The sequence below is a fragment of the Devosia epidermidihirudinis genome (assembly GCF_000971295.1).
GTDB lineage: Bacteria > Pseudomonadota > Alphaproteobacteria > Rhizobiales > Devosiaceae > Devosia > Devosia epidermidihirudinis.
This window is the reverse complement of the sequence record NZ_LANJ01000028.1, coordinates 1-675: the sequence shown is the minus strand read 5'-3', so window position 1 is coordinate 675 and position 675 is coordinate 1. Positions and strand designations below refer to the sequence as shown.

At 55.0% G+C, this 675-nt stretch carries 1 protein-coding gene; it reads right to left on the bottom strand.

All coding sequences use genetic code 11. From position 1 onward, the window contains the following. Nucleotides 1-638: hypothetical protein (locus WH87_RS20495; protein ID WP_197410817.1), on the bottom strand; the 638-nt coding region annotated here is incomplete at its 3' end. Nucleotides 639-675 lie beyond the last annotated feature (37 nt).

The following is a 675-nucleotide window of genomic DNA, read 5'->3' as shown; positions in this document are numbered from 1 at the left end:
CCCTTTTTTCTTTCTTCTTTTTTTCTTTCTCCTTCCTCCTCTCCCCCTTCTTCTTCGGCCTCTTCCTCCTTCTTCCTCTTCCTCTCCCTCTCCTCTCTCTTCTTCTTTCCCCCTCTTCTCCTCCTCTCCCTACCCCCCTTCCCTACCCTCTCTCCTCTACCCTCCCCCTCTCTCTCTCTCTCCCCATCTTCTCCCCTTTCTCCCTCCCCACCTCCCCTCTTCCCCTCCTCCCCCCTGCCCCTTCCCCCACCCCTTCTCCCCTTCCGCCTCTCCCTCCCCTCTCCCCCCTTCCTCCCCCCCCTCCTCCCTTCCCCTTCTTCTCTTTCTTCTCCTTTCTCTCCCTTCTCTTTCTCTCCTCCCCTCTCTTCTCTCCTTTCCTCCCCTCCCCTCTCTCCCCCTTTCTTCCCCCTCCTTCCCTCCCCCCTCCTTTCTTTTTCTCTTTCCTTCTTCTTTCCCTTTTCTCCTTCTCTCACCGTGACTTCTTCTCCCTTCCATGTGTTTCCCTTCTTTTTCTCCCATTCCTCTTTCCACCCACATTCTTCCCTCTTTCCCCAGTCCTCCCCCATCGCTCCGTCGGCTGATCTGTCTTCATTCTCGTCTTCCCACTCGTTGTTTTCATCTTTTCTTTGCTTCTTCATCTTCTTTCCTATATCGTCGCCTTGTCGACGCCTCTTG